23 protein-coding genes, 1 tRNA gene and 1 pseudogene are annotated in these 23955 nt (G+C 67.0%); 15 read left to right on the top strand and 10 right to left on the bottom strand.

From position 1 onward, the window contains the following. Nucleotide 1 precedes the first annotated feature (1 nt). The 7 genes and pseudogenes from pth to KW845_RS11930 all read right to left on the bottom strand — a co-directional run bounded on the left by pth (nt 2) and on the right by KW845_RS11930 (nt 6112). A complete protein-coding gene (pth, locus tag KW845_RS11960) occupies nt 2-598 on the bottom strand; it encodes an aminoacyl-tRNA hydrolase (protein WP_218369433.1) in 597 nt (198 codons plus the stop codon). 152 nt (nt 599-750) lie between these two features. Further along, complete coding sequence (locus KW845_RS11955) at nt 751-1374, bottom strand: 50S ribosomal protein L25/general stress protein Ctc (RefSeq protein ID WP_218369432.1); 624 nt, start codon at nt 1372-1374, stop codon at nt 751-753. Nucleotides 1375-1510: 136 nt separating this feature from the next. After that, on the bottom strand, nt 1511-2461 hold the full coding sequence (locus KW845_RS11950; protein WP_218369431.1) for a ribose-phosphate pyrophosphokinase: 951 nt from the start codon (nt 2459-2461) through the stop codon (nt 1511-1513). A gap of 130 nt (nt 2462-2591) precedes the next feature. Beyond that, nucleotides 2592-2668 (bottom strand) — tRNA-Gln (locus KW845_RS11945). Nucleotide 2669: 1 nt separating this feature from the next. Continuing rightward, on the bottom strand, nt 2670-3611 hold the full coding sequence (gene ispE / locus KW845_RS11940; RefSeq protein WP_218369430.1) for a 4-(cytidine 5'-diphospho)-2-C-methyl-D-erythritol kinase: 942 nt from the start codon (nt 3609-3611) through the stop codon (nt 2670-2672). Between the two features lie 7 nt (nt 3612-3618). Continuing rightward, complete coding sequence (gene lolB / locus KW845_RS11935; protein WP_218370012.1) at nt 3619-4227, bottom strand: lipoprotein insertase outer membrane protein LolB; 609 nt, start codon at nt 4225-4227, stop codon at nt 3619-3621. Then, nucleotides 4227-6112 (bottom strand): annotated as a pseudogene (locus KW845_RS11930) (tetratricopeptide repeat protein). Before KW845_RS11930 ends, lolB begins: the two are co-directional and overlap by 1 nt. On the opposite strand from KW845_RS11930, the gene mutM reads away from it, so the two are divergent. The 4 genes from mutM (at nt 6111) to KW845_RS11910 (ending at nt 10181) form a co-directional block, all read left to right on the top strand. Continuing rightward, nucleotides 6111-6938, top strand: a complete 828-nt coding sequence (gene mutM, locus KW845_RS11925) for a bifunctional DNA-formamidopyrimidine glycosylase/DNA-(apurinic or apyrimidinic site) lyase (RefSeq protein ID WP_218369428.1) — start codon at nt 6111-6113, stop codon at nt 6936-6938. The pseudogene KW845_RS11930 and the gene mutM sit on opposite strands and share 2 nt — an antisense overlap. A 143-nt stretch (nt 6939-7081) precedes the next feature. Continuing rightward, complete coding sequence (locus tag KW845_RS11920; protein WP_218369427.1) at nt 7082-8035, top strand: MBL fold metallo-hydrolase; 954 nt, start codon at nt 7082-7084, stop codon at nt 8033-8035. A 243-nt stretch (nt 8036-8278) separates the two neighbouring features. After that, nucleotides 8279-9958, top strand: coding sequence for an FAD-dependent oxidoreductase (locus KW845_RS11915; protein ID WP_218369426.1), 1680 nt, complete (start codon nt 8279-8281; stop codon nt 9956-9958). Nucleotides 9959-9971: 13 nt separating this feature from the next. Further along, a complete protein-coding gene (locus KW845_RS11910) occupies nt 9972-10181 on the top strand; it encodes a DUF2783 domain-containing protein (RefSeq protein ID WP_218369425.1) in 210 nt (69 codons plus the stop codon). Between the two features lie 222 nt (nt 10182-10403). Here the strand turns inward: KW845_RS11910 and KW845_RS11905 are convergent, their stop codons facing one another. After that, on the bottom strand, nt 10404-11303 hold the full coding sequence (locus KW845_RS11905; RefSeq protein ID WP_218369424.1) for a LysR family transcriptional regulator: 900 nt from the start codon (nt 11301-11303) through the stop codon (nt 10404-10406). Between the two features lie 97 nt (nt 11304-11400). Here KW845_RS11905 and KW845_RS11900 point away from each other — a divergent pair, with 97 nt between their 5' ends. The 4 genes from KW845_RS11900 to KW845_RS11885 are packed head-to-tail and all read left to right on the top strand — an operon-like array spanning nt 11401 to nt 14711. After that, nucleotides 11401-12057 (top strand): HAD-IA family hydrolase, encoded by a 657-nt coding sequence (locus tag KW845_RS11900; protein ID WP_218369423.1) that lies wholly within the window; start codon nt 11401-11403, stop codon nt 12055-12057. A gap of 19 nt (nt 12058-12076) precedes the next feature. After that, on the top strand, nt 12077-13069 hold the full coding sequence (locus tag KW845_RS11895; RefSeq protein ID WP_218369422.1) for a tripartite tricarboxylate transporter substrate-binding protein: 993 nt from the start codon (nt 12077-12079) through the stop codon (nt 13067-13069). Nucleotides 13070-13113: 44 nt separating this feature from the next. Continuing rightward, nucleotides 13114-14262, top strand: coding sequence for a DSD1 family PLP-dependent enzyme (locus tag KW845_RS11890; RefSeq protein WP_218369421.1), 1149 nt, complete (start codon nt 13114-13116; stop codon nt 14260-14262). A 41-nt stretch (nt 14263-14303) separates the two neighbouring features. Further along, nucleotides 14304-14711 (top strand): RidA family protein, encoded by a 408-nt coding sequence (locus KW845_RS11885; RefSeq protein WP_218369420.1) that lies wholly within the window; start codon nt 14304-14306, stop codon nt 14709-14711. A 5-nt stretch (nt 14712-14716) separates the two neighbouring features. Here the strand turns inward: KW845_RS11885 and KW845_RS11880 are convergent, their stop codons facing one another. After that, nucleotides 14717-15625 (bottom strand): LysR family transcriptional regulator, encoded by a 909-nt coding sequence (locus KW845_RS11880; RefSeq protein ID WP_218369419.1) that lies wholly within the window; start codon nt 15623-15625, stop codon nt 14717-14719. 145 nt (nt 15626-15770) lie between these two features. Between KW845_RS11880 and hmgA the strand changes: the two genes are divergently transcribed. Next, complete coding sequence (gene hmgA, locus KW845_RS11875; protein WP_218369418.1) at nt 15771-17072, top strand: homogentisate 1,2-dioxygenase; 1302 nt, start codon at nt 15771-15773, stop codon at nt 17070-17072. A gap of 9 nt (nt 17073-17081) precedes the next feature. Beyond that, the gene (gene fahA, locus KW845_RS11870; RefSeq protein ID WP_218369417.1) at nt 17082-18395 is read left to right on the top strand and encodes a fumarylacetoacetase; all 1314 of its coding nucleotides are present in this window, start codon (nt 17082-17084) and stop codon (nt 18393-18395) included. A gap of 44 nt (nt 18396-18439) precedes the next feature. Here fahA and KW845_RS11865 read toward each other — a convergent pair whose 3' ends face one another. Further along, entirely contained in the window at nt 18440-19174 is a 735-nt protein-coding gene (locus KW845_RS11865; protein ID WP_218369416.1) for a FadR/GntR family transcriptional regulator, read from the bottom strand. Nucleotides 19175-19301: 127 nt separating this feature from the next. Between KW845_RS11865 and KW845_RS11860 the strand changes: the two genes are divergently transcribed. The 5 genes from KW845_RS11860 (at nt 19302) to KW845_RS11840 (ending at nt 23946) form a co-directional block, all read left to right on the top strand. Then, complete coding sequence (locus KW845_RS11860) at nt 19302-20132, top strand: NAD(P)-dependent oxidoreductase (RefSeq protein WP_218369415.1); 831 nt, start codon at nt 19302-19304, stop codon at nt 20130-20132. After that, nucleotides 20129-21019, top strand: coding sequence for an SMP-30/gluconolactonase/LRE family protein (locus tag KW845_RS11855; RefSeq protein ID WP_255592565.1), 891 nt, complete (start codon nt 20129-20131; stop codon nt 21017-21019). The genes KW845_RS11860 and KW845_RS11855 overlap by 4 nt, the downstream gene beginning before the upstream one ends. Before the next feature lie 98 nt (nt 21020-21117). Further along, nucleotides 21118-22104: a TRAP transporter substrate-binding protein gene (locus tag KW845_RS11850; protein ID WP_218369414.1), complete on the top strand. Its 987-nt coding sequence runs from the start codon at nt 21118-21120 to the stop codon at nt 22102-22104. Between the two features lie 118 nt (nt 22105-22222). Continuing rightward, the gene (locus KW845_RS11845; RefSeq protein WP_255592652.1) at nt 22223-22672 is read left to right on the top strand and encodes a TRAP transporter small permease; all 450 of its coding nucleotides are present in this window, start codon (nt 22223-22225) and stop codon (nt 22670-22672) included. After that, nucleotides 22663-23946: a TRAP transporter large permease gene (locus KW845_RS11840; protein ID WP_218369412.1), complete on the top strand. Its 1284-nt coding sequence runs from the start codon at nt 22663-22665 to the stop codon at nt 23944-23946. The genes KW845_RS11845 and KW845_RS11840 overlap by 10 nt, the downstream gene beginning before the upstream one ends. Nucleotides 23947-23955: the final 9 nt, after the last annotated feature.

The following is a 23955-nucleotide window of genomic DNA, read 5'->3' as shown; positions in this document are numbered from 1 at the left end:
CTCAAGCCCCGTTGCCGCTGTGCAGCTGGCGTGTGGCCAGGGCGAAATCGCCATCCAGCATGGCCGGCACCACGGCGCGGCAGCGGTGGATGACGTCGTCGATCGCGCCTTGTTCGTCGCGTCGCGGCGGATGCAGCACGAAATCGGCCACCTGCTGGGCCAGGCCCAGTGTGCGGGGATGGCCGATGCCGATGCGCAGGCGCCAGAAGTTGGGGCTGCCCAGGGCCGCCTGGATGTCTTTCAGGCCATTGTGGCCGGCATGCCCGCCCCCCTGCTTCAACTTGACTTGCCCTGGCAGCAGGTCCAGCTCGTCGTGCAGCACCAGCACTTGTTCAGGCGCCAGCTTGTAGAAGCGCGCCAGCGCACCCACGGCCTGGCCGGAGCGGTTCATATAGGTAATGGGCTTGACCAGCAGCACGTTGTCGCCCGCATGGCGCGCTTTGGCCACCATGCCGAAGAAGCTTTTTTCCAGCGCGAACGTAGTGCGCAGGTCGTCGGCCAGGTGGTCGGCCAGCCAGAAGCCGGCGTTGTGGCGGGTGGTTTCGTAGTCGGGCCCCGGGTTCCCCAGGCCCGCGATCAGGCGGATGGCAGTAGACATGATGGGCATGTTTTAAACCAGGAAGGGCCCGGCTTGCTGGCCCCACGGAGTTTTTTTGCCTTGGGATGGCCCCAAAAGGCAAAAAACCCTGCGCATGCAACTCGCACGCGCAGGGTTTCGGCTTGGCGCCCGGGTGTTTCAGTACCGGGGGCTTAGGCAGCGGGGGTTTCCGCGGCCGGCGCGTCGCCTTCGTCTTCAACGGTAGCAGCGCCGCCGCCCTTGACCAGCGCCGAGGCCAGCACCGGATCGGCATCGCTGCCGTGGGCGACGTAGGTCACGCCCTTGGGCAGCTTGACGCTGGACAAGTGCACCGAACCACCGCCCAGCAGGTTGCCCAGGTCGACTTCGATGAACTGGGGCAGCGCGGCCGGCAGGCAGGTGATTTCCAGCTCGGTGACCACGTGGCTGATGACGGCGCTGCTGAGCTTGACCGCGGGCGAGGAGTCGCCGTTGATGAAGTGCAGGGGCACCTTGGTGTGCAGGGCCTGGTTGGCATCGACGCGCTGGAAGTCGATGTGCAGCACTTGCTGCTTGTAGGCGTGCCATTGAACCGCACGCAGCAGCACGGCTTCTTCCTTGCCTTCGTACTGCATTTGCAGGATCGAGGCGTGGAATTCTTCCTTGCGCAGGGCGTGGTAGATCTCGTTGTGGTCGAGTTCGATGTTCAGGGGGGCAGCCGTACCGCCATAAACGATGGCAGGAACGCGGCCCGCGCGGCGCAGGCGGCGGCTCGCACTCGAACCCTGGACGCTACGCGCAGTGGCAATGAATTTCATGGATGACTCCAGACAAGCTGGCAGCGGTAAGGCTGCCGGTTAAATTGCACGGCTCGCGACATGCGCGCCGTGTTTTTGCCCATCTGCCGCGACCAGCAGGCAGGCAAATACGGGAATTCGGGGCTGGCTCTCGGGCTTAGTCGACAAACAGCGAGCTGACCGATTCGGCATTGGAAATGCGCAGAATGGTCTCGCCCAGCAGTGCCGCGCACGAGAGCTGGCGGATTTTACCGCTGGCCTGGCCTTGTTCGGACAGCGGAATGGTGTCGGTTACGACCAACTCGTCGAGTTCCGACCCTTCGATGCGGTCGATGGCGCCGCCCGACAGCACGGGGTGCGTGCAATAGGCGTAGACGGCGCCGGCGCCGCGGTCTTTCAGGGCCTGCGCGGCCTTGCACAGCGTGCCGGCGGTATCGACCATGTCATCCATGATGATGCAGGTGCGTCCGTCGACTTCGCCGATGATGTTCATGACTTCGGAAACGTTGGCACGCGGGCGGCGCTTGTCGATGATGGCCAGGTCGGCCTCGAGCTGCTTGGCCAGCGCTCGGGCGCGCACTACACCGCCGATGTCGGGCGACACCACCACCAGGTTGGAGAAATTGCGGCGCCAGATGTCGCCCAGCAAGATCGGCCCGGCGTAGATGTTGTCGACCGGAATGTCGAAGAAGCCCTGGATCTGGTCGGCGTGCAGGTCCATGGTGAGCACCCGGTCGACCCCGGCCACCTGCAGCATGTTGGCCACGACCTTGGCCGAGATGGCCACGCGCGCCGAACGCGGGCGGCGGTCTTGGCGGGCATAGCCGAAATACGGGATGGCGGCGGTGATGCGGCCCGCCGAAGCGCGGCGCAGGGCATCGACCATCACCATGATTTCCATCAGGTTGTCGTTGGTGGGCGCACAGGTGGGCTGCAATACGAAAACGTCTTTGCCGCGCACGTTCTCGTTGATCTCGACCATGACTTCGCCATCGGAGAAACGGCCAACCGTCATCTTGCCCAGGGACATGTCCAGGTGGTTGACTACATCCACGGCCAGGCGTGTATTGGCCGTACCCGTGAAGATCATGAAGCTGTCGTTTGCCATGATGGAAGCTGCGATGGTCGTTTAGGACGCGAACGTGTGCTGCAGCCGGAAAACCGGCAAATAAAAAAAGCTGCTGAACCGTGGCCAGTGTCTGACAGGCGCGTTCAACAGCTTTTTTATTGATATTTGGTGGCTGGGGAGGAAGGATTCGAACCTTCGCATGCCGGAATCAAAATCCGGTGCCTTAACCAGCTTGGCGACTCCCCAACTATCTTGCGATCCAGTTCCGCAACGGATGCTCGGCCAACCCGGGACAAGCCCGCACTAACCGGAACCCTGGCTGCATGTGGCCGGTTGAATCACCAGCGACGCGCATTGTAGCGGTAATTTCTTGCTGAGCCAAAACGGCTTGCTGCACTGTAGCGTACTGGGCGAACAAGCACGCGCCAGACCCCGACATGCGAACGTGGATACCACGCCCCGAAAGCCACCGCGCTGCCTGTGATACTGCCACGTAGCGCCGGTAGACCACCGGTTCCAAGTCGTTTCTGCCAAAAAGAAACTGGGCAGAGGCTGCAACGCGTTTTGCAACAACCTTTGCACCAAAATCTTGCGAGGCAAGAAAGTCGGCTATTGTGACTGAAGGCGTGTTCCTTGTCAAATCGGGGTCGGAAAAAATGCCTGCCGTGGGCACGCTGGCATCGGGCTGGGCCACCAGGTAGCCGGCCGGGGGCAGGTCAAGCGGCGCCAGCACTTCGCCCACGCCTTCGGCGAAGGCCGACTGGCCGAAGACGAACACCGGCACATCGGCCCCCAGCGGCAGCGCCAGCGCCATCAGGTCGCGGCGCGACAGCCCGGTACCCCACAGGCGGTTCAGGGCGATCAGGGTCGAGGCGGCATCGCTGGAACCGCCCCCCAGCCCGCCGCCCTGCGGAATGTTTTTTTCCAGGGTGATGGTGGCGCCCTGCCGGGTGCCGGTAGCCTGCTGCAGGGCCTGCGCGGCACGCAAGGTCAGGTCGTGCCGGGCCGGTACGCCGGGCAGGTCGGCGGCACGTTCGATGCGGCCATCGGCGCGCGCGTCGAAATGCAGCGTGTCGCACAGGTCGATGAAGCGAAACACGGTTTGCAGCAGGTGGTAGCCGTCGGGGCGGCGGCCGACCACGTGCAGGAACAAGTTCAGCTTGGCCGGCGCGGGTACGTCGTACAGCATGGCGGGATCAGGGCTGGCTGACGGCCAGCCGCACCACGATGCGGCGCCCGGGTTCGGTACGCTGCAGCACCAGCAGGCCTGGCCCCTGGTCGTCGTAGCGCGACAGGCGGGCCTGCCAGCCATCTTGTTCGAATGCCACCGGGCGCCCCTGGGCGTCGCGCTGCAGTTTGTCGACCGGCGCATCGCCAGCCACCCGGCCGCGCAGCCAGTCACGCAGGCTGGATACCGGCACCGGGCCGCCCAGCGCCTCTTCGGCCAATGCGTCGGGGGTATCGGCCTGCAGCACGGTGCCGTCGGCCTTGGTCAGGGTGGCATGGCCGGGCTGGCCTGCCACGCGGGCCTCGGTCGAGCCCAGCGGATTGGTCAGGTCGAGCTGGTACTGCCCGCCATCGTCGCGCCACGTGAATCCGCCCTGTACGGCCTGCTGCTGGCCCGATACTTCGGTAACCGTGATGGCGAATCGGCCACTGCGCACGAAGGCGCCATCGGCCGTGCCTGGCGGCGCATCGGGCACGCTGGCGCACGCCGCCAGCAAGGCGCACAGCCCTGCCGCCAGCCAACCGCGCAGCCATGCGTGCCGCCGGGCCGCCCGGCCCACCGTGCCCGCGGCACCCATCACAGCGAGACCCCCAGCCGCTTCGCGGTGTCGATCAGGGTTTGATTCTTGGGGTCTTTCTTGAAACCGGCCTGCAAGAGTTCCCGGGCTTGCTGGCGCTTGCCTTCGGTCCAGAGCACTTCGGCAAGGTGCGCGGCAATATCAGCCTCGGGACGCTGCGCGTAGGCGCGCGACAGGTAATCGGCGGCGGCCTGGTTGTCGCCCATGCGGAATTTGACCCAACCCATGCTGTCCAGGATGAAGGGGTCGTCGGGCAACAATTCCAGCGCCTGGGTAATGAGGTCGAGCGCCTCGGGCAGGCGCTGTTTGCGGTCGGCCAGCGTATAGCCCAGCGCGTTGTAGGCATGGGCGTGGTCGGGGTCCAGCGCGATGACCTGGCGCAATTGCGTTTCGAGCTCGCCGTAACGGTTTTGGCGTTCATACAGCATGGCCAGTTCGTACTTGATCTCGACCGTATCGGGCTGGGCCTGGTTGGCGGCTTCCAGTGCAGCCACGGCCTGGTCGACCCGGCCGGCATCGCGCAGGATCTGGGCCTTGGTCAGCACGCCTTGCACCTGGTCGTCTTCGTCGTGCGGCTGCGCGGCGTCGATCATGGCCAGCGCATCATCGATACGGCCCTGCTTGGCGCGCAGGGCCGCCTGGCGCATCTGCGCCGAATAGCGCAGCGACGGGTCGTCGATCTGGCCCAACTGGGCAATGGCCTCGTCGTAGCGGCCCTGGTCTTCGGCAATGCGCGACAGCAGCACGCGCGCATCGGCCTCGGCCGCGCCGGCATCGGTGGCGCCCGGCGCGATGGCTTCCTGGCGCTGGTTCTGCACGTCCAGGTATTGCTGCAGCAGCGTGCGGGCCTGGTCTTTGCGGCCGGCCTTGTAGGCCAGTTGCGCCTGCATGAACAGCAGGTCGAAATCTTCGGGCGAACGGCGCGACATGGCCTGCAGTTCGGCCAGCGCGCTGTCGTAGTCGCCGCGGTCGGCCATATGGCCGGCCAGGGACAGATGCAGCTTGCGCGCGTCGGGGTGCTTGGCCAGGAAGGCGCGCGCCTCGGTCTCGGCGCGTTGCGGATCGGTGCGGGTGCCGTATTCCAGCACGCGCTGGGCGGCGGCTTCGGAACGCGGATCGGCCGCCAGCGCGGCGCGGGCCTCATCGGCAGCACGGGTGTAGTCGCCGGCCGCCTGCGCCACGTCGGCCAGGGCCAGGTGCGCCTCGGGCAACTTGCGTACCGCGGGGCTGAGCGATTCGTCGAGAATGCGCAAGGCCAGCCGGCGGTCGTTCAGGCGGCCCAGCACGCCCAGCGACTGGGCAATGGCGGTCGCTTTGTCGGGGGAAGCATCGATGCGCGCGCGCAGCGCGGCGGCCAGCCCGGCCGTCTGCCCATTGGCGGCGGCCAGGGCCAGTTCGGTCGACGAGGCCTCGATGTCGCCCGGGGCCAGCCGCGCCCATTCGCGCGCGGCGTCCAGGGCGCCGGGCAAGTTGCCGCCGGCAAGCTGGAATTCCAGGGCGCGCCGCGCCAGCCGCGGATCGCCGGTTTCGCGCGACAGGTTCACCAGGGTAGAGGCCGCGGTGCTGTACATGCCGCGCTGGGCGGCGATTTCAGAGGCCAGCACCCGGTAGAAGATATCGGCGGTCAACGACACCAGTGGTGTCTGCCCGGGACGCAGCCGGATGACTTGCGTTTCGGGGGTGCGCGACTGGGGCACCAGGCGGGGCCCGGTGGCATCGCCCGGAAGCCGGTCGGCCGCCAGGGCCGGCAAGGCCTGCAAACCCGCCAGCGCAAGCGCCAGCACTGTAACTACGGAATGAACTTGTTTAAGCGACGACTTCACGCGGCCTGTCCGGTTGATGGCACAATCACCTGTACACGATTGACCATCTTACACTGGCTCATGCCGGAACTCCCTGAAGTCGAAACCACCCGTCGCGGGATTGACGCCGTCATCACCGGCAAGACGCTGCGCCGCCTGGTCGTGCGCGAAGCGCGCATGCGCTGGCCCATTCCGCCCGACCTGCCCGGCCTGCTTTCGGACCGCGCCGTGCTCGAATGCGCGCGGCGCGGCAAGTACCTGCTGCTGCGCTTCGAGCATGGCACGCAGATCGTGCACCTGGGCATGTCGGGTTCGCTGCGCAGCGTGCCGGCCGGCGAAACCCCGCGCAAGCACGACCACGTCGACTGGATCTTCGACCATGCTGTCTTGCGGCTGCACGACCCACGACGCTTCGGCGCGGTGCTGTGGCACCCCGGCGATGCCGGGCCGGTAAGCGCCCATCCGCTGCTGGCGCGGCTGGGCATCGAACCCTTCGACCCGCGCTTTGACGGCGCCTGGCTGCACAGCCAGTTCCGCGGCCGCAGCATCTCGGTCAAGCAGGCCTTGCTGGCCGGCGATGCCGTGGTGGGCGTGGGCAACATCTACGCCTCGGAAAGCCTGTTCCGCGCCGGCATCGACCCGCGCACGCCGGCGCGGCGCATTTCGCTGGCGCGCTGCACCCGGCTGGCCGACATGGTGCGCGCCACCCTGGCCGACGCCCTGGCCTCGGGCGGCAGCACGCTGCGCGACTACGTGGGTGCCAGCGGCCAGCCGGGCAGTTATTTCGAGATCCATGCCGCCGTCTACGAACGCGCGGGCCAGCCCTGCCGCGTATGCGGCACCCCCATCCGGCGCCTGGTCCAGGGCCAGCGCGCCACGTACTACTGCCCTGCCTGCCAACGCCGCTAAGGCCGTCCGGCTCATAAGCGGCGCTTTCGGCCGCCCCAAAAATTCGTCTATAGCGAACGTATTGCATAAAAACGAACTGACCGCTATATTGGCCACATTGCCGCGGCGCGCCGCGGCCGTCCATTTACAGACCAGGAGACACCGTGAGCAAGCAATTCGCCTCGCAGGCCGACCTTGCCGACAAGGCCGTATCGTTCGACAAGCTGTCCGACAACGCCTACGCCTATACCGCCGAGGGCGATCCCAACACTGGCGTGATCATCGGCGACGAAGCCGTCATGGTGGTGGACACCCAGGCCACGCCGGTCATGGCCCAGGATGTCATCCGCCGCATCCGCGAAGTGACCGACAAGCCCATCAAGTACATCTTGCTGTCGCACTACCACGCGGTGCGCGTGTTCGGCGCGTCGGCCTACGACGCCCAGGAAATCCTGGCCAGCCGCGACACCCACGACCTGATCGCCGAGCGCGGCGAACAGGACAAGGCCAGCGAGATCGGCCGCTTCCCGCGCCTGTTCCGCAATGCCGAATCGATTCCGGCCGGCCTGGTCTGGCCCACCATGACCTTCCAGGGCGCCATGACGGTCAACCTGGGCAACCTGGAAGTCCACCTGCTGCAGGTGGGACGCGGCCACACCAAGGGCGACACGATTGCCTGGCTGCCCGAGCAGAAGATCCTGTTTGCGGGCGACCTGGTCGAATACCAGTCCACGCCGTACTGCGGCGACGCCTATTTCCGCGACTGGCCCACCACGCTGGATGCGCTGGCCAGGTTCGATGCCGAGAAAATGGTGCCCGGCCGCGGCCCGGCGCTGACGAACGCCGCCGAAGTGCGCCAGGGCCTGGCCGGCACGCGCGCCTTCCTGACCGACCTGTACGGTGCCGTCAACCGCGGCGTGGCGCAAGGCAAAGACCTGAAGACCCTCTACCGCGAGGTCTACGACTTCATGCAGCCGCGCTACAGCGACTGGGTCATCTTCGATCACTGCATGCCGTTCGATGTGTCGCGTGCCTATGACGAGGCCACCGGCCACGACCATCCGCGCATCTGGACCGACAAGCGCGACCGGGAAATGTGGCAGCAACTGGAAGGCTGAAGTGAAACCCCACCCCCGAAGCGCTATGCGCTTCCCCCTCAAGGGGGTGACGCTGGCGGACCGGCGGAGCCGGCTCCGCGGCGTCCCCAGTCTAGCCATACCTGTTTTCACTCCCGGGCGGGTAGCGCAGCGCGCGATGAAGCACTGACACCGCCCTCTCATAAGTTGTACAGGCCGCGCCAGCGCCCCGCAGAGGGCGCGGCGTGCCGTGGCGAGCCGCCGCTCGCTATCAGGAGACCATGCGTGACCGATATCGATTACCAGGCGCTGGAGTTCGCCTATCAGAAACACGCCGATCAATCGTGCCCGGCACCCGCCTCGCATCGCGTGGTGGTGGTGGGTGCGGGCCCGGTGGGGCTGACCACGGCTCTCGACCTGGCGCAGCGCGGCGTGCGCGTGGTGGTGCTGGATGACGACCATCGCTTGTCCACCGGCTCACGCGCCATTTGCTTTGCCAAGCGCACCCTGGAAGTCTGGGACCGCCTGGGCGTGGGCCAGCGCATGGCCGAAAAAGGCGTGTCATGGCATGTGGGCAAAGTGTTCTTTCGCGACCAGGAGGTCTGGCGCTTTGACCTGCTGCCCGAACCCGGCCATCGCCGCCCGGCGTTCGTGAACCTTCAGCAGTACTACGTCGAGGGTTTTCTGCACGAGGCCGCCTGCGCCCACCCACTGATCGACCTGCGCTGGAAAAGCAAAGTCGTGGGCGTGGCGCCGCGCCCCGATGGGGTGGACCTGTCCGTCGAGACGCCCGACGGCGCTTATACGCTGCAGGCCGAATGGCTGGTTGCCTGCGATGGCGCCCGTTCGCCGGTACGCAAACTGCTGGGCCAGGAAAGCCACGGTCGCGTCTTCAAAGACCGCTTCCTGATCGCCGACGTCAGGATGGCGGCGGACTTTCCGGCCGAGCGCTGGTTCTGGTTCGACCCACCCTTTCATCCCAACCAGTCGGTGCTGCTGCACATGCAGCCCGACCATGTCTGGCGCATCGACTTCCAGCTGGGCTGGAATGCCGACCCGGTCGAGGCCGTCAAGCCCGCCAACGTGCTGCCGCGCATCCGCGCCTTGCTGGGCGCCAACACCCAGTTCGAACTGGAATGGGTCAGCGTCTACACCTTTGCGTGCGAACGCATGGACGCCTTTCGCCACGGACGGGTGGTATTCGCCGGCGATGCCGCGCACCGCGTGTCGCCCTTTGGCGCGCGGGGCGCCAACAGCGGCGTGCAAGACGCCGAGAACCTGGCCTGGAAACTGCAAGCCGTGCTCGACGGCCTGGCGCCCGAATCCCTGGTTGATTCCTATGCGGCGGAACGCGAACAGGCGGCCGACGAGAACCTGCTGAACTCGACGCGATCCACCGATTTCATCACCCCCAAGAGCGCGGTCAGCCGCAGCTTTCGCAATGCCGTGCTGAACCTGGCGCGCGAGCATCCGTTTGCGCGCGGCCTGGTCAACAGCGGCCGGCTGTCGCTGCCCAGCACGTATGGTGCTTCGCCGCTCAACACGCCAGACACGGAACCCTACGCGGGCCGCATGATGCCGGGCGCGGTGGCGCTGGATGCACCGGTGCGCGATGCCCAGGGCAATGAAACCTGGTGGCTGTCGTACCTGGCTGGCGACTTCGTACTGGCGCTGTTCTGCGGCGGCCAGCAGCCCGACCGCGCCACGCTGGCGGCTTTGCGGGGCCTGGCCCAGGGCCCGGTGCCGGTGCGCATCGTGCTGGTCGGCGACGGCAGCGGCCCGCTGGATGCCCCGCCGGACTGCGCCGTCGCGCATGATCATCAAGGTTGCCTGGCACAACGCTACGACGCCCGCCCGGGCACCTGCTATTTGTTGCGGCCCGACCAGCACGTCGCGGCGCGCCGCCGCGCCTTCGACGCAGCCACCATGGCCGGCGCCCTGGCACGCGCGCTTGGCCATGCCTGAAGGAACCGACATCATGCCCCTGATCATCGAGCCCAACTTGCCGGCCCCGGACGCTTTCTACGAAGCGCTGATCGATACCCACCGCGACCTGAGCGACGCGCAAAGCGCCGAGCTGAACGCCGCGCTGATCCTGCTGCTGGCCAACCATATCGGCGATATGGACGTCATCAACGATGCCTTGGCGCGGGCACGCCTGTCGGTGTTGCCCGGCCCGGCCGACTAGTGCCTGCCCGATAGTTTGCCTTGGGCATTGCCGTAAGAAAATCCTGAGCGCGACCGTGCGCAGCGTCAAGAGCGGTGCCGCGGCCATTGAATGGGGGGCGGGCAAAGTGGCGCGAGCCGGCTTGGCCATCGACGACCTGGTGGAGGAAATCCGCGAGGTGGCCGCCATCGTTGCGGACAAGGCCGACAACATTGGCGAGCGGCTTAACGCCCATCCGCGGGGTCAAGCCGGATCGTCGAAACAAGCCAGCAGGGCCTTGACCCGCGCACTGCGGCCCTTGCGCCCCGGCACCAGCAACGTGACGGGCGCCGGGTCCAGTTGCCAGGCAGGCAGCACGCGCACCAGCGTGCCGCGCGCCACCGCGGGCCCGGCATCCCACTGCGAGCGCACCACCATGCCCAGCCCCTGTTCGGCCCAGGCGCGCGCCACATTGCCATCATTAGAGACATAGTCCGGCGTTACGCGCACGGTCTCGAAGGCTTTCTGTCCCGCGGCCCGCCGGCCGGGCCGGCGAAAGCGCCACAGCGTGACATCTTCATCGTTTTCGCGAATGCAGATGCAGCGGTGCTTGAGCAGGTCGCGCGGCTCGCGCGGCGCTTCGTGGTGCTGCAGGTATTGGGGGCTGGCGCACAGCCAGCGTTCGTTGGGGGCCAGGCGGCGCGCCACCCAGGAAGAGTCCCGCACCACGCCGATGTGCACGACGGCGTCGGCATCGTGGTGATCCGGCCAGGGGGTTTCGCGCAAGTCCAGTTGTACCCGCAAGCCGGGATGACGCAATGCCAACCGTGCCAACACCGGGGCAATGTGATGCCTGCCGTAGCCGAACGGCGCAGCGATGCGCAGCGTACCGGTCAAGCGGTTGTCGTCGCGCTGCAACGACTCGGGCAGCGCCTGCAGTTGCGCCAGCAACGCCGCGGCATCGCGGGCAAAGCGTTCGCCCTCGGGCGTCAGGCTCAGGCGGCGCGCCGTGCGCACCGCCAGCGCCAACCCCAGCGCGGCTTCCAGTTTGCGCAGCCGCATCGACAGCGCGGGCGGCGTCACGTTCAGCGTGCGTGCCGCGGCGCTTAGCGAGGGCGCCTGCGCCAAGGCCGCCACCAACTGCAGGTCCTCGATTTTCAACATTCAGTGCAGCTTAACGATTGATGAATAATCATTAAATCACGCAAGGGGCCATGAAGCCTATAGTCAAGCCGTTGTCTCTTCGATTCCGGATCCCACCATGCCTGCCGCACCCTCATCCTATCCCCGCGCCGTCCTGTTCGACCTGCTGACGGCGCTGCTCGATTCCTGGACGGTCTGGAATACGGCAGCGGGCTCCGAATCCGCGGGCCGGGCCTGGCGGGCGGAGTATCTGCGCCTGACCTATGGCTGCGGCCGCTATGAGCCCTATGAACAATTGGTACGCCAGGCGGCGCGGGCCTGCCATCTGCCCGACAGCGCTCCCGCCGCCCTGGAAGCCGGCTGGCACACGCTGCCCCCCTGGAGCGGCGCGCGCGAACTGCTGCTGGCCCTGCGCCCGCACTGCAAGCTGGCCGTGGTAACCAACTGCTCGCAGCGGCTGGGCCACCAGGCGGCCGCCCTGCTGGGCATCGAGTGGGACGCGGTCGTGACCTCTGAAGAGGCCGGCTACTACAAGCCGGACCCCCATGCCTACCGCATGGCGCTGGACAGGCTGGAGGTCGAGCCTGGCGGTGCCGCGTTCGTCGCCGGCTCTGGCTATGACTTGTTCGGCACCTCGCGCGTGGGCCTGCGCACCTACTGGCACAACCGCGTCGGCCTGGCCTTGCCGCAAGGCGCCCCCGAACCCGAACTGCAGTCACCCACCCTGGACGCGGCACTGCCGTGGCTGCGGGCGTTCGGGGCCGCACCCTACTGAACCCACTGGAGATACCGCCATGATCCGGTTTCGACGCTGTGCCCCCTCGCTCGCCGCCCTGGCCTTGCTGGCCGCGCCCGCCACGCCAGCGGGTGCCCAACAGGCCGCTTATCCGCAGCGCGCCATCACGCTGGTGGTGCCCTTCCCGGCTGGCGGACCCAGCGATGCCCTGGCGCGCGGTGTCGCGCAGTACATGGGCACAGCGCTGGGCCAGTCGGTCATCGTCGAGAACGTGGGCGGCGCCGGCGGCACGATCGGTCTGCAACGCGTGGCACGCGCCACAGCCGACGGCTATACGCTGGGCTTCGGCACGCTGGGCACCCATGTCGCCAATACGGCGGTCTATCCCAGGCTGCCTTACGACCCCGTGACGGACTTCCTGCCGGTGGGGCTGGCCGGCACGGCGCCCATGCTGCTGCTGGCACGCGCCGATTTCCCGGCCGAGAACCTGCCGCAATTTGCCGCCTGGCTGGCGGCCAAGGGGGACCAGGCCACTTATGGCAGCGCAGGCGTCGGGTCGATTTCGCATTATGGCTGCGTGCTATTGCTGGCGGCGCTGAAGCAGCCGGCCACGCATGTGCCGTATCGCGGCGTCGCGCCGGCCATCAGCGACTTGATGGGTGGCCAGACCGATTTCATGTGCGACCAGACCACCACGTCATTGCCGCAGATCGCCGGCGGCAAGCTCAAGGCCATCGCGGTACTGTCGAATACACGGCTGGCCCAACTGCCGGACGTGGCCACGGCGGCCGAGGCCGGCTACGCCCTGGACGTGCGTTCCTGGAACGCGATATTCGCGCCTGGCGGTACGCCCGCAACCGCCATGGCGCGGCTGCAGCAGGCGTTGCAAGCGGCCGCCGCCGATCCGGATTTCGCCGCCCGGATGCGGGCGGTGGGCGTAGACTTGCCGCAAGGCGCGGCCGCGGGGCCGCAGGCGGTGGCCACGCTGATCGAACGCGGCCTGCGCGACGATGTCCCGGCCTTGAAGGCCAGGCAAGAATTCCTGAACTAGTGCCTGCTTTACCCTGATCCCCGACGACGCAATCACAGCATCTCATGACCCTGCCATCGCCCTCCCTGCAAGACCTGGACACGCCCGCGGCCATCATCGACGTGGCGCGCATGCAAGCCAACATCGCCCGCATGCAGCAGCGCATCGACACACTGGGCGTCGCCCTGCGGCCGCACGTCAAGACCAGCAAGTGCACCCCGGTCGCACAGGCCCAACTGGCCGCCGGCGCACGCGGCATCACGGTATCCACGCTGAAAGAGGCCGAGCAGTTCTACGCGGCCGGCATCGCCGACATCCTGTACGCCGTCAGCATCATCCCGCATCGCCTGCCCGCCGCAATGGCGCTGCGCCGCCGCGGCTGCGACCTGAAGATCATCACCGACAACGTCGCCGCCGCGCACGCGATAGCCGCCTTCGGACGCGAGCATGGCGAAGCCTTCGAGGTATGGATAGAGATCGATACCGACGGCCATCGCTCGGGCATCAAGCCCGACGAGGCCGCGCTGCTGGAAGTGGGCGCGGCGCTGCATGAAGGCGGGATGAAGCTGGGCGGGGTCATGACGCACGCCGGATCCAGCTACGACCTGGACACCCCCGAGGCCCTGGCGGCCATGGCCGAGCAAGAGCGCGCCGGCTGCGTGCTGGCCGCCGAGCGCCTGCGCGCCGCGGCCCTGCCCTGCCCGGTCGTCAGCGTGGGCTCGACGCCGACCGCGCTGTCGGCCACGCAATTGGCGGGTGTCACCGAGGTGCGTGCCGGGGTCTATGTGTTCTTCGACCTGGTCATGCACAACATCGGCGTATGCCGCCCCGACGAGCTGGCACTGAGCGTACTGGCCACCGTCATCGGCCACCAGGCCGACAAGGGCTGGATCATCGTCGACGCCGGCTGGATGGCCATGAGCCGCGACCAGGGCACGCGCAAGCAGAAGCATGATTTCGGCTACGGCCAGGTGTGCACCCTGGCAGGCGAACCGCTGCCGGGCTTCACGCTCATCGGCGCCAATCAAGAGCACGGCATCATGGCGGGCAGCGAAGCCGCCAGCGGCAGCGACCTGGCGGCGCGGTTTCCGATTGGCTCGCGCCTGCGCATTCTGCCCAACCATGCCTGCGCCACCGGCGCGCAGTTCCCGCAATACCACGCCCTTGCTTCCGACGGCAGCCTGCAGGTATGGAACCGCAGCTACGGCTGGTAGGCCGCGCCCGCGATGACTGATTTTTCCGGATACCGCTGAACATGGCCGCTGAAGATTCCGCCCCGCGCTACCTGTCGCCCGAGACCTTGTCCACGCCAGGCGGGCACTACAGCCACGCCTGTGTGGCCAATGGCATGGTCTACATATCGGGCCAATTGCCGATCCGGCCCGACGGCACCCTGATGGGCGATGCGCCATTCCCGGCCCAGGCGCGCCAGGCGCTGGACAACGTCGCTGCGGCGCTGGCGGCCGCGGGCAGCGGCATCGGGCGCCTGGTGCAGGTGCGGGTATATATAGACAGCGTCGACAACTGGCCAGCCTTCAATACGGTGTACGCCGAATGGGCCGGCACGGCGCGGCCGGCCCGCGCCATCGTGCCCACCGGACCGCTGCACTACGGCTTCAAGGTGGAAGTCGAAGCCGTGGCGCTGGCAGCGCCCGGCACCTGAACGGGTCATGAAACGTCGGCGAAGGTATCCTGCACCATCGATCGCAACCACTGGTTGCCGCTGTCGCGATGGAAGCGCCGGTGCCAGTACAGGTTGGTTTGCAGGGCCGGCACCCGCACGGGCGGCGTCAGCATGCCCAATTGGAAGTGCGGCGCCGCACTGGCCGCCAGCTTGCGCGGCACGGTGGCCAGCAGGTCGGTGGTGCTGACGATATAGGGCACCGCCGAAAAATGCGGCACGCTGAAATTCGACTCGAGCGCCACGCCCGCTTTTTCCAGCGCCTGGTTCACCTGCCCATACGGCGCGGCGCGCGACACCACCAGGTGGCTCTCGGCGCGAAAAGCCTTCAGCCCCATGCCCTCGTGGGCCGTGGGATGTCCGCGCCGGAACAGCGTGGCGTAGCCCTGGCGAAACAACATGCGCTGCATGATGCCACTGCCCAGGTCTTCGAATGCGCCGATGGCCAGGTCGACCCGCCCGGCATCCATTTCGCGGCGCAGGTCGGCGCCCAGCAGCCGCAGCGAATCGATGCGTATCGCCGGTGCATGGCGCGCGCATTGCTCGATCAGGCGCGGCATGAAATGGATCTCGCCCACGTCCGACATGGCAATGCGAAAGCGCCGCTGGCTGTCGGCGGCACGAAAATCCTGCGTGGCATCGAGCGTGTGCGACAACAGCGCCAGGGCCTCGCCCACCGGGCCGCCCAGTCGTTCGGCCTGCGGCGTGGGCTGCATGCCCTGCGGCGTGCGCACGAACAGATCGTCGCCCAGGGCGGCACGCAGGCGTCGCAACGCATTGCTGACGGCAGGCTGCGACAGGTCCAGGCGCCGGGCCACGGCCGAAATATTGCGCTCTTCCAGCAAGTGCTGGAAGACCACCAGCAGGTTCAGATCGATGTTGCGTAGTTCAGCCATGGGCGGGTCCGGGCGTTGGGGGCATGCCTATTCATGAAATTTATAGTCGATATTCTTGTATTCCCATAGCCATGGGCGGGCATTTTGCCGAAAATACCGATTACATGCCGCGCGCCCCAAGACGCGCCCCCAAGAGAGAGACACCATGCCCCTGCAATACCAATCCGGGTTCGGCAACGACTGGGCGACCGAAGCCCTGCCCGGCGCGCTGCCATCGGGCCGCAATTCGCCGCAGCGCTGCGCCTACGGCCTGTATGCCGAGCAGCTGTCCGGCACGGCCTTCACCGCGCCCCGCGCCGACAACCGCCGCTCGTGGCTGTACCGCATCAGGCCCGCGGCGCAACATCGGCCGTTCCAGCCATTCGACGGCGCCACCCGCTGGCTCAGCGAGTTCGGCACCGGGCCGGTCACGCCCAACCAGTTGCGCTGGAGCCCACCGCCCATACCCGATGCGCCCACCGACTTCATCGAAGGCGTGCAAACCTGGGGCGGCAACGGCGGGCCTGGCGAACACGGCGGCGTCGGCATCCACCTGTACGCGGCCAACCGCTCGATGCAGGGCCGGTTTTTCTACAACGCCGACGGCGAACTACTGATCGTGCCGCAGCAAGGCCGACTGCGCCTGGCCACCGAACTGGGCATGATCGAGGTCGAGCCGCTTGAGATCGCCGTGATTCCGCGCGGCGTGCGCTTGCGCGTCGAGTTGCCCGACGGCCCGGCGCGCGGCTATATGCTCGAGAACTTCGGCACCGCGCTGCGCCTGCCGGAACTGGGGCCCATCGGTTCGAACTGCCTGGCCAACGCGCGCGACTTCCAGACCCCGGTGGCCTGGTACGAAGATGTCGAGGGCGACTTCGAACTGATCGGCAAGTTCACGGGCGGCTTCTGGCGCGCCCCCATCGACCATTCGCCGCTGGACGTGGTGGCCTGGCACGGTACGCACGCCCCCTATAAATACGACCTGCGCCACTTCAACGCCATAGGCTCGATCAGTTTCGACCACCCCGACCCATCCATCTTCACCGTGCTGACCGCGCCTTCGGACACCCCGGGCACCGCCAACATGGATTTCGCCATCTTCCCGCCGCGCGTGCTGGCCATGGAAGACACGTTCCGCCCCCCCTGGTTTCACCGCAACGTGGCCAGCGAGTTCATGGGCCTGATCCACGGCATCTACGATGCCAAGGCCGAAGGCTTCGCGCCCGGCGGCGCCAGCCTGCACAATTGCATGAGCGGCCACGGGCCCGACGCCGGCACATTCGAAAAAGCCACTGCCGCCGATACGCGGCAGGCGCATTACATCCGCGATACGATGGCGTTCATGTTCGAGACGCGCCGCGTCATCCGTCCCACTGCGCAGGCACTGGCCAGCGTGCAACTGCAAGACGACTATTACCAATGCTGGCAAGGGCTGAAGAAGCACTTCAATCCCGCCAAGCCCCACTGATCGCCGCCCATGACCACTCTGAACGAAACCCATGACGCCACCCTGACCAGTTGGGTGGCCAGCGCCAATGACGACGCCACCGGATTCCCGGTGCAGAACCTGCCCTATGCGGCGTTTCGCCGTCGCGGCACACAAGAAGCCTTTCGCCCCGGCGTGGCCATCGGCGACCATATCGTCGACCTGCCCGCCCTGGCGGGCGCAGGCGTGTTCGACGGGCTGGCGGCCGAGGCCCTGGACGCCTGCACCGGCGACAGCCTGAACGCCTTGATGGCGCTGGGCCGTCCGCACTGGAGCGCCCTGCGGCTGGCGCTGTCGCGTGCCCTGCGCAGCGGTTCGCCGCTGCAGGCGCGCATCGAGCCGTCGCTGGTGGCGCAGGCCGATGCCGAATACACCACGCCTGCCCGCATCGGCGACTACACCGATTTCTATATCTCGCTGTATCACGCCACCGCGGTGGGCAAGCAGTTCCGCCCCGACAACCCGCTGCTGCCCAACTACAAATGGGTGCCCATCGGCTATCACGGCCGGGCCTCCAGCGTGGGCGTAGACCAGCGGTTCCCGCGCCCGGTGGGCCAGACCCGGCCCGCCGCCGAAGGCGAGGCCCCGCAGTTCGGCCCCTGCAAGCGGCTGGACTACGAACTCGAGCTCGGTGTCTTCGTGGGCACGGGCAATGCGCAAGGCGACCGCATCGCGCTGGACCAGGCCGACGACCACGTATTCGGCCTGTGCATCCTGAATGACTGGTCGGCGCGCGATATCCAGGCCTGGGAATACCAGCCGCTGGGGCCGTTCCTGGCCAAGAATTTCGCCTCGACCATTTCGCCCTGGATCGTCACGCTGGAAGCACTGGAACCCTTCCGCGCTGCCTGGACGCGCCCCGCCGGCGAACCCCAGCCGCTGCCGTACCTGTCGTCGGACGCCAACCGCGCGCACGGTGCCTACGATGTGCAAATGCAAGTCTTGCTGACCACCGAGGCCTCGCGTTCCGCGAAGCATCCCCCGGCGCACTTGTCGGCCAGCAACTTCCGCGATGCCTACTGGAACATCGCGCAGTTGATCGCCCACCATACGGTCAATGGCTGCAACCTGCAGCCGGGCGACCTGCTGGGTACCGGAACATTGTCGGGCCCCAACCCCGACCAGGCCGGTTCGCTGCTGGAACTGAGCCAGGGCGGCAAGACGCTCGTCGACTTGCCCTGGGGCGAGCAGCGCACCTTCCTGCAAGACGGCGACCAGGTCATCATCCGCGCGCACTGCCACAAGCCAGGCTACCCACGCATCGGGTTCGGGGAATCTTCCGGTACGGTATTGGCGGCACGTTGATCGTCATGGCGGTGCCCCGCGCCTTGTCTTCGGGGGGCACCGCACTAGCGGTCCTGGGCGCGGCGCAGCCGTTCGCGGCTGTTCGACAGGTGGGTGCGCATGGCCGCGCGCGCGGCCTCTGGCTCTTGGCGCAGGATGGCTGCGTAGATGTCTTCGTGTTCCAGGTTGACGCGCGCCAGGTATTGCTCGCGGTCTTCGTGGGCGATGCGGGCCGAATTGATGCGCGTGCGCGGAATGATGGCCGATCCCAGGTGTGACATCAGGTCGGCGAAATAGCGGTTGGCCGTGGCCTGCGCGATCAGCAGGTGAAACCGGAAATCGGGCGTGATGGTGTCGCCGCCCGCGCCCAGGCACTTGCGAAACTCATCCAGCGCGCTGCGCATCTCGGCCAACTGCCCGGCGCTGCGCCGCTGCGCCGCCAGGCCCGCGGCCTCGCTTTCCAGGCAGATACGCAGTTCCAGCAGCACCAGCACGTCGCGCACCGTGGCGATATCGGCCGGATCGACCCTGAAATCGGCCCCGCCGCTGGCTTCCAGCGCATAAGTGCCGACGCCGTGGTGCGTCTCGACCAGGCCGGCGGCCTGCAGGCGCGACAGGGCCTCGCGCACCACGGTGCGGCTTACGCCGAATTGCCGCATGAGTGCGGATTCAGTGGGCAGTTTGTCGCCCGGCCGGATCCGCCCGCCGCGGATCCTTTCGGAGAAATCCTCGACCAGGCCCTGTGCCAGGTTGCGCGGCCGGCGCGGCGCAGGCGCAGGCGGGTCTGCGGAGTCGGTCATCAAGGGATATCCCGGGTAATAGTGTGCTTGACGTCGAAATTTTCGGGTCATTATACTGCCATCAAGTTGTACGATAACGTACCAGTAAGCCTCCTCTGCCGCTTGCCACACCTGCTGGAACCGCTGCATGAATTCCCCTGCCGAATCGTCTCTGGACACCCTGCGTTGCCACCATTTACTGGTTACCGGCGCAGCCGGCGGCCTGGGTACCGTGCTGCGCGAACGCCTGCGGCCCTATGCCGATATCCTCAGGTTGTCTGATATCTCGGCAATGCCGGCGGCCGGCCCGGGCGAAGAAGTCGTGGTGTGCGATCTGGCCGACCCGCAGGCCGTCATGGAACTGGCGCGCGGCACCGACGCCATCGTGCACCTGGGCGGCGTCTCGGTCGAACGCCCGTTCGAGGAAATCCTGCCCGCCAATATCCAGGGCACCTACAACATCTACGAGGCCGCCCGCGTGCATGGCGTGCGGCGCATCGTCTTCGCCAGTTCCAACCACGTTACCGGCTTCTACCGCCAGGGCGAAGTGCTGGATGCCGGCACGCCCGTGCGGCCCGATGGCTATTACGGCATCAGCAAGGCCTTCGGCGAGAACCTGTCGCGCTTCTATTACGACCGCTATGGCATCGAGACCGTTTGCCTGCGCATCGGCTCGTCGTTTCCCGAAGCGCGCGACCGCCGCATGCTGGTGACCTGGCTCAGCTACGACGACCTGGCTCAGTTGGTGGCCCGCTCGCTGTTCACGCCCAAAGTGGGCCATACGATTGTGTATGGCGCATCGGCCAACCGCGACAGTTGGTGGGACAACCACCTGGCCCAGCATCTGGGCTTCGTGCCCAAGGATTCGTCGGAACGCTTTCGCGCGGCGGCCGAAGCCCAGCCGGCGCCAGACCCGAACGATCCGGCCACCCAGTTCCAGGGCGGCGCCTTCGTCAAGGCCGGGCCGTTCGGGTCATGAACGCGCAACCGCGGACCGAGCGGCTGGGCGAGATGCTGTGCGCCGTGGGCGAAAGTCCGGTGTGGCGGGCCGCCGAGCAGGCGCTTTACTGGACCGACATCCCGGCGCGCCGCCTGTGGCGCTATGCGCCTGGCAGCGGCCAGGCACAACAGTGGCAACTGCCGGAAATGGCGGGCTGCATCGCCATGCATGGCGCGGGCTGGCTGGCCGCCATGGAGACCGGCTTGTATGCCCTGCCCGCGCTGGCGCCCGACGATGCCACCCCCGCGGCCGCAGCGCTGGCCCGGGTCGCGCATGACGCGCCCGGCATGCGCTTCAATGACGGCCGCTGCGACCGGCAAGGCCGCTTCTGGGCCGGCACCATGGCGCTGGACATGTCGCAAGGCCTGGACAGCGGCCGCCTGTACCGCTATGCATCGGGCGAACTGGCCATGCCCCTGTCCATCGCCCTGATCGTGCCCAACGGCATGGCCTTCAGCCCCGACGGCCGCACCATGTACCTGTCGGATTCGCACCCCGACCGCCAAACCGTCTGGGCCTTCGATTACGACACCGAGACCGGCCTGCCGCGCAACCGCCGCGTGTTCATCGCGCGCCTGCCCGCCGGCCGCCCCGACGGCGCGGCGGTCGACCAGGATGGCTGCTATTGGATCTGCGGCAACGACGCCGGCATGCTGTACCGCTATACGCCCGACGGCAGGCTCGACCGCAGCCTGCCCCTGCCGGTGGCCAAGCCGGCCATGTGCGCGTTCGGCGGTCCTGGCCTGGATACCTTGTTCGTCACCAGTATCCGGCCGGCCGCCGTGCCGGCCAACGCCCTGGATGGCGCCCTCTTCGCCCTGCGGCCCGGCACCCGTGGCCTGGAGGAACCGGCTTATATCGGTTAGCCCCCGAGCGGGCCGCCACCCCTGGCCCACGCCGCAGTCACGCAGAGATTTCCACAAGAGCCCTCATAACAGCCGTACTCCCAACCCGGAGGTAGACAATGCTGCGCTTCACCCTCAAACGCGCCACCCTGGCCGCGTCGGCCGCCCTGTTCCTGTCCGCGGGCGCCCCTGTCGTCCAAGCCGAAACCCTGCGCTCGGCCGACATCCATCCCGATGACTATCCCACGGTGCTGGCCGTGCGCTACATGGGCGAGCTGGTCAAGCAACGCACCAACGGACGCATCGAAATCAAGGTCTATGCGGGCAGCACGCTGGGCCGCGAGGAAGACTCGATCGAGCAGGTCAAACTGGGCGCGCTGGCCATGACGCGCGTCAGCAGCGCCGCCATGCACAACATCTGCCAGACCACGCGAGTGCCGTCGCTGCCGTTCCTGTTCCGCTCGAAAGAGCACCTGCACAAAGTGCTGGACAGCGATATCGGCGAGGAAATCCTGCGCTCGTGCGAAGACGCCGGATTCGTCGGCCTGGCCTGGTACGACAGCGGCGCGCGCTCGATGTACACGCGCGAGAAACCCATCAAGACGGTGGATGACGTGCGCGGCCTGAAGATCCGCGTGCAGCAATCGGACCTGTCGGTTGCGATGGTCGAGGCGCTGGGCGCCAACGCCACGCCCATGTCCATGGGCGAGGTCTACACCGCCCTGAAGACCGGCCTGGTCGACGCGGCAGAGAACAACTTCCCCAGCTACGAAAGCGCGCACCACTACGAGGTGGCCAAGTACTACTCGATGACCGAGCACACCATGACGCCCGAGATCCTGCTGTTCTCCAAGCGCCAGTGGGGCAAGCTGTCGGACGCCGATCGCAAGATCATCCGCGACGCCGCCCGCGAGTCGGTGCCCTACATGCGCAAGCTGTGGGCCGAACGCGAAGACAAGTCGCGCGCCCTGGTCGAAAAGGCGGGTTCGCAGATCATCGAGCCCGACAAGGCGTCGTTCCAGGCGGTCATGAAACCGGTGTACGAGCGGTATGTCACCACCCCCGAAATGAAAGACCTGGTGTCCCGCATCCAGGCCGTGAAATAAGGCGCCGGCCATGTCCGCCCAACTCATCCGACCGGCCGACGAAGGCGCGCCCGGCGGCGCACTCACGCGCGTACTCGATTGCTACGCGCGCGGCTGCGCCGCACTGGCCCGGCTTTGCATGGTGCTCAGCGTGGTCGGGCTGGTATGCCTGATCGTGGCGGTGTCCTATCAGATCTTCGGCCGGCACGTGCTCAACAGCACGCCCACCTGGGCCGAGAGCCTGTCGCTGCTGCTGGTGCTGTACGTCACCATGATGGGCGCCGCCGTGGCCGTGCGGGACGCCGGCCATATCGGCTTCGAGTCGCTGGCAGACTTGCTGCCGCCCGCCGGCCGGCGGCGCCTGCAACTGTTCGTGCACATGCTGGTGCTGCTGTTCGGCGCGCTGATGGCCTGGTATTGCGGCCTGCTGGCCGAATCCGTGCACAACTACAAGATCCCCAACCTGGGCTTGTCCGAAGGCTGGAAATACGCGCCGGCCACGCTGTCGGGCGCCCTTATCGTGCTGTTCTCGATCGAGCACATCATCGCGATCCTGCGCAACCAGAAGGTGGTTCCCGCATGGCATTGACCCTGCTTTCCATGACGTTCATAGGCTTCCTGGCGATCGGAGTGCCGGTGGCCTTTGCCATCGGGCTGGCCTCGATATCGGCCATCGTGTACGAAGACCTGCCTATCGCGGTGGCCTTCCAGCAGATGACCTCGGGCATGAATGCCTTTTCGTTCCTGGCCATCCCGTTCTTCATCTTCACCGGCGAACTGATGCTGTACGGCGGCATTGCCGACCGCATCGTCACTTTCGCCAAGTCAATGGTCGGCCATGTGCGCGGCGGGCTGGGCATGTCGAACGTGCTGGCCTGCACGCTGTTCGGCGGCGTATCGGGCTCGCCAGTTGCCGATGTGTCGGCCATGGGGTCGGTGATGATCCCGATGATGAAGCGCGAGGGCTACCACGCCGACTACGCGGTCAACGTCACCACGCACGCGGCGCTGGTGGGTGCGCTGATGCCCACCAGCCACAACATCATCATCTATACGCTGGCGGCCGGCGGCAAGGTCTCGATCGCGGCCCTGATCGCGGCCTGCGTCGTACCGGCGGCGATACTGACGCTGTGCAACCTGGCGGCTGCCTACCTGGTGGCGCGCAAGCGCGGCTATCCGGCCGGCACCTTTCCCGGCTGGAGCATCGTGCTGCGTTCGCTGGTGGCGGCCGCGCCGGGCCTGTTCGTGATCGTGCTGATCATCACCGGTATTCTCAGCGGGATATTCACGGCCACCGAATCGGCTGCGGTGGCGGTGCTGTACGCGCTGGCCCTGACGGCGCTGGTGTACCGTTCACTGACCTGGGACCAGTTCGTGCGCGCGGCCGCCAAGGCGGTCAAGACCACCGGCATCGTGCTGCTGCTGATCGGCATCTCGGCCACGTTCGGCTACTTGATCGGCTTCTATAGCGTGGCCGAGAAGACCGGCGAACTCATGGCCTCGATATCGACCGAGCCGTGGGCCATCTTCCTGATGGTGAACATCACGCTGTTCGTGCTGGGCACCTTCCTGGACATGGCCGCCACCATCCTGATCTGCACGCCGATCTTCCTGCCGATCTGCATGCAGTACGGCATGAGCCCGGTGCAATTCGGCGTGGTCATGCTGCTGAACTGCGCGCTGGGCTTGAACACGCCGCCGGTCGGCACGGTGCAGTTCGTGGGCTGCGCCATCGGCAAGGTCTCGGTAGGAGCCGTCATGCGCACCATCTGGCCCTTCTATGGCGCGCTGGTGGCGGCGCTGGGCCTGGTGACCTACGTGCCGGCGTTCTCGTCGTGGCTGCCCGACCTGCTGCTCAAGTAACAGGGGTCG

Source organism: Bordetella sp. BOR01 (genome assembly GCF_019218885.1).
Taxonomy (GTDB): Bacteria; Pseudomonadota; Gammaproteobacteria; order Burkholderiales; family Burkholderiaceae_B; genus Bordetella_A.
This window is presented reverse-complemented; position numbering and strand designations above follow the sequence as displayed.

Coding starts and splice junctions, on each gene's coding strand:
- KW845_RS11850 (WP_218369414.1), top strand. CDS start 21,118: ATGCTGCGCTTCACCCTCAAACGCGCCACCCTGGCCGCGTCGGCCGCC.
- KW845_RS11910 (WP_218369425.1), top strand. CDS start 9,972: ATGCCCCTGATCATCGAGCCCAACTTGCCGGCCCCGGACGCTTTCTAC.
- KW845_RS11860 (WP_218369415.1), top strand. CDS start 19,302: ATGAATTCCCCTGCCGAATCGTCTCTGGACACCCTGCGTTGCCACCAT.
- KW845_RS11865 (WP_218369416.1), bottom strand. CDS start 19,174: ATGACCGACTCCGCAGACCCGCCTGCGCCTGCGCCGCGCCGGCCGCGC.
- KW845_RS11845 (WP_255592652.1), top strand. CDS start 22,223: ATGGTGCTCAGCGTGGTCGGGCTGGTATGCCTGATCGTGGCGGTGTCC.
- mutM (WP_218369428.1), top strand. CDS start 6,111: ATGCCGGAACTCCCTGAAGTCGAAACCACCCGTCGCGGGATTGACGCC.
- KW845_RS11900 (WP_218369423.1), top strand. CDS start 11,401: ATGCCTGCCGCACCCTCATCCTATCCCCGCGCCGTCCTGTTCGACCTG.
- KW845_RS11950 (WP_218369431.1), bottom strand. CDS start 2,461: ATGGCAAACGACAGCTTCATGATCTTCACGGGTACGGCCAATACACGC.
- KW845_RS11895 (WP_218369422.1), top strand. CDS start 12,077: ATGATCCGGTTTCGACGCTGTGCCCCCTCGCTCGCCGCCCTGGCCTTG.
- KW845_RS11885 (WP_218369420.1), top strand. CDS start 14,304: ATGGCCGCTGAAGATTCCGCCCCGCGCTACCTGTCGCCCGAGACCTTG.
- KW845_RS11955 (WP_218369432.1), bottom strand. CDS start 1,374: ATGAAATTCATTGCCACTGCGCGTAGCGTCCAGGGTTCGAGTGCGAGC.
- KW845_RS11855 (WP_255592565.1), top strand. CDS start 20,129: ATGAACGCGCAACCGCGGACCGAGCGGCTGGGCGAGATGCTGTGCGCC.
- pth (WP_218369433.1), bottom strand. CDS start 598: ATGTCTACTGCCATCCGCCTGATCGCGGGCCTGGGGAACCCGGGGCCC.
- KW845_RS11840 (WP_218369412.1), top strand. CDS start 22,663: ATGGCATTGACCCTGCTTTCCATGACGTTCATAGGCTTCCTGGCGATC.
- KW845_RS11890 (WP_218369421.1), top strand. CDS start 13,114: ATGACCCTGCCATCGCCCTCCCTGCAAGACCTGGACACGCCCGCGGCC.
- ispE (WP_218369430.1), bottom strand. CDS start 3,611: ATGCTGTACGACGTACCCGCGCCGGCCAAGCTGAACTTGTTCCTGCAC.
- fahA (WP_218369417.1), top strand. CDS start 17,082: ATGACCACTCTGAACGAAACCCATGACGCCACCCTGACCAGTTGGGTG.
- KW845_RS11905 (WP_218369424.1), bottom strand. CDS start 11,303: ATGTTGAAAATCGAGGACCTGCAGTTGGTGGCGGCCTTGGCGCAGGCG.
- KW845_RS11880 (WP_218369419.1), bottom strand. CDS start 15,625: ATGGCTGAACTACGCAACATCGATCTGAACCTGCTGGTGGTCTTCCAG.
- hmgA (WP_218369418.1), top strand. CDS start 15,771: ATGCCCCTGCAATACCAATCCGGGTTCGGCAACGACTGGGCGACCGAA.
- lolB (WP_218370012.1), bottom strand. CDS start 4,227: ATGGGTGCCGCGGGCACGGTGGGCCGGGCGGCCCGGCGGCACGCATGG.